Source organism: Buttiauxella sp. S19-1 (assembly GCF_022134725.1).
Taxonomy (GTDB): domain Bacteria; phylum Pseudomonadota; class Gammaproteobacteria; order Enterobacterales; family Enterobacteriaceae; genus Buttiauxella; species Buttiauxella ferragutiae.
The window spans coordinates 1-7,214 of record NZ_JAHWLU010000168.1 but is presented as its reverse complement, the minus strand read 5'-3'; the positions used below and the strand labels follow the sequence as shown (position 1 = coordinate 7,214).

Sequence of the window (7,214 nt, the reverse complement as noted above, 5' to 3'; positions counted from 1 at the left end):
AATTACAATAGTGCAGATATGTAACCTGGAGCTCACCATGCTCGAAATGGAGTTTTCCACCCTTTATGTTTTCATTTTATTACAATGAATAATAATTAAAAGAATCGGAATCAAAACCTGGGTTTCACTCTTAAACCCACTCCCGATAATTAATCTTTTCGCTTATTTATATATATAGCAACCGTGCGCTAGCCAAATGAAAAAGCAAAACAGTGAACATTTATTTTACGTCATTCACCTGTAACAAAAACCTCTTTAATCTCCTCACATTAGCAGAAAAACACATAGCAAAAAGCCACACTATGTTGCCATAGTGTGGCCTCGTACTGCTTACTATTTGATGGTTGCTTACATAGCCCACATCCCTATGAGCTGAAACCAGCATAAGGTTAATGCACCACGTATTCAAAATCCTTTTTATTTAAAAATAAATTTTAATATTTAGATAAAAAAATACCCGCCGGACAGGCGGGTATATTGTATTGGCACAGCAAGATGCACAAACAATATTAAAGGATCGAATCACTCGAATTGACGATATCAATGAGGCTTGATGTATCAACGTGATAATTGTAGTGTGTGACCATTTCGCCAGCAAACTAATTTCCGTACAAAAATAAACTTATCAGAAACTAAAATTAACCCCAGCGTAAGCGCCATCGGCTAAGATATTATCGCTGCGGCCATCTTTCCCTTCCATGCCAACATAACGGTACCCGCCATCAACGGAAAACGTGGAGTTAACATTCCAGCGAAGACCCGCGTTCGCTTCGCCATACTGTGCTACGCCACTTGAGAGCGAATCAGGTGAAAAATAAGCATCGCCAAACAGAGTAAAATTTTCGCCCAGTGGCAGCTGCGCACCACCCCCTACTGCCACGGCATAACCTTCGTCGTTATCATCCGGGTTCAGATACAGCGTTTTACCGCCGAGGGTAATCAGCACCGAACCCAACGGGATATTCCAGCCCAGTCCCAGGCTCGCAACATCACCGTCATTATCGTTATGTGCCCAGTTACCACTAAAGGTAAAACCAGGCTCATTGGCGCCAAAACTCATACCCAGGTTGGTCCATTTAGAACCCGCCTCTCCATGAAATGAAACCGCACTTGCCGAACCTGCGCTCAGTGTTGCAACGATCAGACAAGCCATTTTTAAATTTTTCATCGCGTTCCTCTTTATTCTTCAGGGTTTCCGGACCAAAAAAAAAGCCCGATAGGCACTAAGGCATCGGGCAAAACGGACGTTACTGCTATTTTTGTAATTGCATGTTGGGACTTATTGCTGTGGCGCTACACCGGCAATTTCGATAACAACGCGGCGATCTGGTGCCAGGCAGTTAATCAGTTCTTGACGCGCAGTGACTGCATCACAGGTTGTTCCAGTTACTGGCTCACTTGCACCACGGCCTTCTGCCTGGACGTTCTGAGCTGGCATACCTAAACGAACCAGTTCGTTAGCAACGGCTTGCGCACGTTTTGCAGACAGGTTCAGGTTGTAATCTTGTGAACCCAGACGGTCAGTAAAGCCAATCACCATAGTGGATTTGTCTTTAGCTGCCTGAATTTCTGGACGGTTGTAGAGGTCACGTACCGCTGCTTCACCTTCAGCAGAAAGCACTGCTGAGTTGAAGGCAAACATCACGTCTGATTTCAGGTTGAAACGCTGTGGTTCTACTGGCGCTTCTACTGGAGCAGGTGCTGCTGCAACTGGAGCGGCTTCGTTGGCACCAAAGCGGTAAACCACACCGGCAGTCACAGTGCTGACATCAGAACTCACGCCAATTTGGTTGGAGTTACCCACGTTGCCAACCCATTGGTATTCCACGCGGCCAGCCCAGTTGTCATTGAACTCATATTCAGTACCGACAGCGGCCAGTGGGCGCACGCCAGTATCAAACTTAGAATCGCCATTTTGCTCAGCTTCAGCACGGTATGCAAATGCACCGGCACGGCCATAGATATCCCAGTTATCAGTGAAACCGTAGCTAGCTTTCATAGAAAGCTGCAAGCCCTGAGAACCCATTTTGGCACCGGCTACGCCGTTGTTGCCTTGGATCTGCATATTGCCGAGATAGTCGTAGCCGCCTTCAACAGCCAACCACGGATTAATTTGATAACCTGCGAATACGCCACCGCCAACATTGTCGCTGCTGGTTTCAAAGTCGGTCGCGTTGCTTACGTTATCATTGAAATCATTGTCACCATTGCCATCGAAATAATGTGACCAACCTAATTTAGCACCGCCATACCAGGTATCGGTATCGGCTGCGGCATTGGCGTTCGTTACTGCGAAGGCGTTGAGTGCGATTAACGCAATAAGAGTCTTTTTCATCATAATCCTTGAAGTCGCTGCTGGGAGATTGCTCAATGGTATTAATATTTAAGCGACGGATGATATTCATATTCCTTGCAAGAAGGAATTTGAACTTCATTTAATTTTAAATGAAAAAGAACTAGGTTAAATCATTGCATAACACACCCACAAAACCAATATCACAACAATAATTAGCGTGCTTTAGAATTTCTCAGGCAAATTGATGACTTCCAGTAAATAACCTCCACGGCGAATGTCAATGTAACCGCCATTCTTTAAAGCAAACATGACATTCAGAATACTGCTACGTGATAAGTGCGTTCTTTCCTGAATGTAATCAAGAATTGAAGTTCTTAATCGAGATTCTTCCGGCAAGCGGCTCATCTCAATAAGATGACCACGAATAATGGAATAAGTGCGTTGCTGCACGACGACAGAATCGCGGTAGCAGAGGTAGGTGGTGTAGTAAGCAAGAATAATAGCCACATCTTTCCAAAGGTCTTGCTGACTTATTATTTCATGCGCCTGGCTGGCATCCATACGTAGCATGGTGCAATCGGTTTCTGCACGCAGAATATGGCTACGTAAAGGCTGGATACTCTCCGCAATACCGAACAAATTCTGCCCGGAGAGCGTAGCAATAACTAAACCATCCGTTGCGCGCAGCACAGAAATTTCGCCTTTCTTGAAGACGTAGAACTGCGGGACATCTTTATATTCCCAGTTAATCCGCTTACGAGGAATGATCTCCATGGGGGTTCCATAGGGCTCAAGGGCGGTCAGCAGGCGCTGGATGGCGGCTTCGGGTCGTGTGGGAGGAGGTATAATCATTTTTTTTCCTGAGATGACTCACTATACATGCAGGTTCCTTGAAGTATATACCACGCCAAAGATCTAGCGGGGGAGCGCTACTCTGAAGTGTTTGCTGCTTACATACAACCATGTATTGAAAAACTAAAACACCTTTTTGCACATTTTTTACAACTATTTCTATGATGAAAAGAAGTGTAATTTCTTATTTTTCCTCTTGCACATTATTGTGGTTTTGTGCAATTAAAAAATCGCCAAAAATTTAAATTTAAACAAATTAAAAGTGGTGCCGCGCACACCTTCTCATTAGTGTCTCCGGACATTTAATCACGGAGCACCAAACTATGATCCTGGACTACCTTGCCTTAGGCGCTCTTATATTTGTGGGACTGACGCTTTTCTATGGCGTTATTGTTGTGCACGATATTCCTTATGAAATCGCGGTGCATCGCAATCATCCACATCAAGATGCTATTCATGCTGCAGGTTGGGTGAGTTTATTCACACTGCACGCAATCTGGCCGTTTTTGTGGATCTGGGCGATGCTATATCGCGAAGATCGTGGTTGGGGATTTGCGACTAAAAACCATGAGTTAGAGGCGTTACGTGAACGTCTGGCTCAACTGGAAGCTCAGCACAAAAATAATACAGCAAACCACCAGTAACCGAATTATTGAGCAGGATTCATTGTGGATTTATTACTTATTCTTACATATACCGCAATTTGTGTCGGTATATTTAAATTCTTCAAAATTCCATTAAATAAATGGAGCGTTCCTACTGCAGTTTTGGGTGGGATTATTCTTATTGGCTCCTTGCTGTTATTAATGAATTACAACCATCCTTACACTGAACGTGCTCAGATGGTTACCGTGACAGTACCTATTATCCCTGAAGTATCGGGTACGGTGGTCGAAGTGACCGCTAAATCTAATGAGATGCTGAAAAAAGGGGATTTCCTGTTCCGTATTGACCCGACCGCCTACCAGGCCAAAGTCGAGTCAATCAAAGGTGAAATCGAAAGCGCAGAAAAGAACGTTGAAATGCTGCAAGCGCGCCTGGCTTCCGAAAATGCCGATATTGCCCAGGTAAAAGCACAACGCGATTTAGCCATGAAAGATGCTGACCGTTACCGCAATGGCAGCCAGGACAAAATGAAAAGCCCGTTTACTGACCAGGAAGTGGTTCGCGCACAGCAAACCTATCTGGCAGCGCAGGCGCAATGGCGTTCTTCCCTGTCGAAGCGCGACCAAACAGCGGCAGAACTGAGTGCGCTGGTTAACGGCGAAAACGCGACAGTGTACCGCTTGAAGTCCAACCTCAAAGAAGCAGAATACTTCCTTGAGAAAACCGTTATTCGCGCCCCTAGCGATGGCTACGCAACGCAACTGTTCCTGAAACCAGGCATGTTCGTGCGCCCGATACCGCTGCGCCCAGTGATGGTGTTCGTCCCTGACCAGAAAACCAGCGTTTATGCCGTTTTCCGCCAAAACTCTGCCCTGCGTTTAACCGCGGGTGATGAAGCCGAGGTCGTGTTCAACGGCCTGCCAGGCAGTGTCGTGAAAGGGAAAGTGAAACAAATCATGCCGGCGATCGCCAACAGTAGTTATCAGGCACAAGGCTACTTACAAGGTTTAAGTCTGGATCCCAAACTCGACGGCATCTATGCAGAAATTGAGCTTAACAACGTCAAAGATGTAGAACGTTTACCGGCCGGTACCATGGGACAAGTTGCCGTGTATTCGGATTATTTCGAACACGTTTCCATTATCCGCAAAATCTTGCTGCGTATGACCAGCTGGATGCACTACCTGTATATCGATCATTAATTTGAGGTGAAAAAAGGAGCCACCCCATGCAGAAAGCCAAAATGTTGACACTTTTCGCCGTCGTTATTCTGACGTGGGGTAGCACCTGGCTGGCGATGAAATTCGCGCTAGTCAGCATGCCACCGATTTTTGCCACCGGCCTGCGCTTTTTAAGCGCAGCGCCACTCCTCTTGTGGCTATTGAAGATCACTCGTTCATCGCTGTTATTCCCACCAGGCCACCGTATTTTCCAGTTCTGTGTGTTCCTGTTCTGTTACTGCCTGCCCTTCACGCTGGTGCTTTACGGTGAGCAGTACGTCGATGCCAGCAGTGCGGCAATTATCTTTGCCGTGTTGCCGGTTGCCGTTCTGCTGATTTCTATCGTAGTGCTCAACGCCCCTGTCAGCCTGTTACAACTCATGGGTTCGATGCTAGCGCTACTCTCACTGTTTTGCTTGCTGCGAGAAGAAGCCAGGATGAGCCTGAGCAACAACTGGAAAGGGTCATTAGCCGTCGTTCTTGCCGTTTTCATCCATGCTTTTATGTACGTTCAATGCAAGAAGCGCAGTTGCCAGGTTTCGCTTTCCACATTTAACGCGCTGCCGTGCCTTGCCGCAGGGTTAATCCTCACGCTGATTGGTGTGATAGTGGAAAAACCGCTAATTGAAAATATTACCTGGCTGTCTTTTGCCTCGATTATTTACCTTGGCATTGTGGCTGGGGTGTTCGGAATCTTGTGTTATTTCTCGCTGCAAAAGCGTATATCGACGTTCAGTACCTCGTTGGTATTTATCTGTTTTCCGGTTATTGCCGTGCTACTCGAATGCCTGGTAATGGACAGCGTCTTTTCACCGACATCCTGGATTCTGCTCGCCGCGATGCTTAGCGGTGTCTTTTTCTCTTTAATACCGGTTGAGAAGAGAAAAAGCGTTTCAACCTCGCAACAACAGTGGAACTAGCACGATTTTTTCTGCGCCATATTTACAACTCATTAATAGCTGTTAAAAATGGATATTATTTGAACATAAATATGGTCAATGTCAGAAGAGATCCTCAGGCAACAGATCCAGAACCTCAAAAAGCATAATGCCCGTCTCAAGAGAATTGCGCATGACTCACGCAACAAGCTGAGTGCAACGCTCGACGGGACAGGTTTGTGCTTGTGGCAACTTGATATTAGCAGCGGCAAACTGGTTATTTTCAACCGCCGTTGGGGTTCCATGCTGGGTTATCGGCCCAAAGAACTTAGCGCTCATTTTGATGTGTGGCGTGACCATCTGCACCCTGAAGACAAAGAAATGGTGCTCGCCGCGTTTTATAACCATCTCGAAGGCAAAGCCCCCTGGTACGAAGCGCTGCACCGTATGCAGGCTAAAAATGGCACCATCACCTGGGTGCTAGACCGTGGACGAGTGACCGAATGGAGCGATGACGGTAAGCCATTGAAAGTCACCGGTACCCACATCGACATGACCAAAGAAAAGCAGTACGAGGAACAGCTGGCGAAGCTCGCCAACCACGATCCGCTCACCGGTCTTGCTAACCGCCACTCGCTGCATGCACAGTTTGATTTGTTAAAAAAACTCGGCCCGCTATCAGTGGCTTTTATCGACCTTGATGATTTCAAAAACGTTAACGATACCCTGGGGCATCGCAGCGGCGACGAAGTTCTGTTGCAGCTCAGCCAGCGGTTGTCCGAAGCCTGCCCGCCAGAAGTGACCATTGGGCGAATCGGTGGCGATGAGTTTATCCTGCTGATGCCGTGGACGCTGGAGAGTGCAGCAATCCAAACCACTGCCCAGCGCTGCCTGGATGCCGCTATCACGCCATTTGAGTTGAGCAACGGTTCGGCGACTGTCGGCGCATCAATTGGCATTAATGAGTCCTGGGCCAACGACAATTTTGCCGATGCGGTAATTCGTGCCGACGAGTCGATGTATTTGATTAAGCGCACTGGTAAGAATGGGGTGGTGCTGGGTGCGAGGGTGGTGAGTCAGGCCTAAACGCCTCTATCTTATACACCACTCACCCTGGTAATCTTGTCAGGGCGAAATCTGTTAGCCCCGCAGGTTTTCCGTTCACCCGTGCATTCAGTTATCTCTTTAATTCCAGAAAACGGTGAACGTATTAAGGAGTTAACGCCAACTCCTTAATAATCCAGGCGCCCGGCAAATCAATCGCCGCTAAAGCGGTAAACACCGTTTTTCACCCAACATTCGGGGTCGTTCGCGATTCGTTCCAGACGATCGCTCTCTCACGTGGTTCCCGACCACGTGACC

Annotated in this window: 7 protein-coding genes; 4 read left to right on the top strand and 3 right to left on the bottom strand. The window is 47.1% G+C overall.

All coding sequences use genetic code 11. The features are described from left to right. Positions 1–625 precede the first annotated feature (625 nt). From MES37_RS22660 to MES37_RS22650, 3 genes are all read right to left on the bottom strand, one after another. Positions 626–1,168 carry a YfaZ family outer membrane protein gene (locus MES37_RS22660; RefSeq protein ID WP_064540956.1) on the bottom strand — a complete coding sequence of 181 codons (543 nt, stop codon included), beginning with the start codon at positions 1,166–1,168 and terminating at the stop codon, positions 626–628. A 111-nt stretch (positions 1,169–1,279) separates the two neighbouring features. After that, positions 1,280–2,335: a porin OmpA gene (ompA, locus tag MES37_RS22655; protein WP_064540958.1), complete on the bottom strand. Its 1,056-nt coding sequence runs from the start codon at positions 2,333–2,335 to the stop codon at positions 1,280–1,282. 183 nt (positions 2,336–2,518) lie between these two features. After that, complete coding sequence (locus MES37_RS22650) at positions 2,519–3,148, bottom strand: winged helix-turn-helix transcriptional regulator (RefSeq protein ID WP_064540960.1); 630 nt, start codon at positions 3,146–3,148, stop codon at positions 2,519–2,521. A 323-nt stretch (positions 3,149–3,471) separates the two neighbouring features. Between MES37_RS22650 and MES37_RS22645 the strand changes: the two genes are divergently transcribed. The 4 genes from MES37_RS22645 to MES37_RS22630 all read left to right on the top strand — a co-directional run bounded on the left by MES37_RS22645 (position 3,472) and on the right by MES37_RS22630 (position 6,938). Further along, positions 3,472–3,792 carry a DUF3302 domain-containing protein gene (locus MES37_RS22645; RefSeq protein WP_064540963.1) on the top strand — a complete coding sequence of 107 codons (321 nt, stop codon included), beginning with the start codon at positions 3,472–3,474 and terminating at the stop codon, positions 3,790–3,792. Positions 3,793–3,816: 24 nt separating this feature from the next. Continuing rightward, complete coding sequence (locus MES37_RS22640) at positions 3,817–4,956, top strand: HlyD family secretion protein (RefSeq protein ID WP_064540966.1); 1,140 nt, start codon at positions 3,817–3,819, stop codon at positions 4,954–4,956. Between the two features lie 26 nt (positions 4,957–4,982). Then, positions 4,983–5,894: a DMT family transporter gene (locus MES37_RS22635; protein ID WP_064540969.1), complete on the top strand. Its 912-nt coding sequence runs from the start codon at positions 4,983–4,985 to the stop codon at positions 5,892–5,894. A gap of 78 nt (positions 5,895–5,972) precedes the next feature. Next, positions 5,973–6,938 (top strand): sensor domain-containing diguanylate cyclase, encoded by a 966-nt coding sequence (locus MES37_RS22630; RefSeq protein ID WP_064540972.1) that lies wholly within the window; start codon positions 5,973–5,975, stop codon positions 6,936–6,938. Positions 6,939–7,214 lie beyond the last annotated feature (276 nt).

What these genes read in the sequence shown, in the direction of transcription:
- MES37_RS22660 (WP_064540956.1), bottom strand. Translation starts at nt 1,168, where the DNA reads ATGAAAAATTTAAAAATGGCTTGTCTGATCGTTGCAACACTGAGCGCA.
- ompA (WP_064540958.1), bottom strand. Translation starts at nt 2,335, where the DNA reads ATGAAAAAGACTCTTATTGCGTTAATCGCACTCAACGCCTTCGCAGTA.
- MES37_RS22650 (WP_064540960.1), bottom strand. Translation starts at nt 3,148, where the DNA reads ATGATTATACCTCCTCCCACACGACCCGAAGCCGCCATCCAGCGCCTG.
- MES37_RS22645 (WP_064540963.1), top strand. Translation starts at nt 3,472, where the DNA reads ATGATCCTGGACTACCTTGCCTTAGGCGCTCTTATATTTGTGGGACTG.
- MES37_RS22635 (WP_064540969.1), top strand. Translation starts at nt 4,983, where the DNA reads ATGCAGAAAGCCAAAATGTTGACACTTTTCGCCGTCGTTATTCTGACG.
- MES37_RS22630 (WP_064540972.1), top strand. Translation starts at nt 5,973, where the DNA reads ATGTCAGAAGAGATCCTCAGGCAACAGATCCAGAACCTCAAAAAGCAT.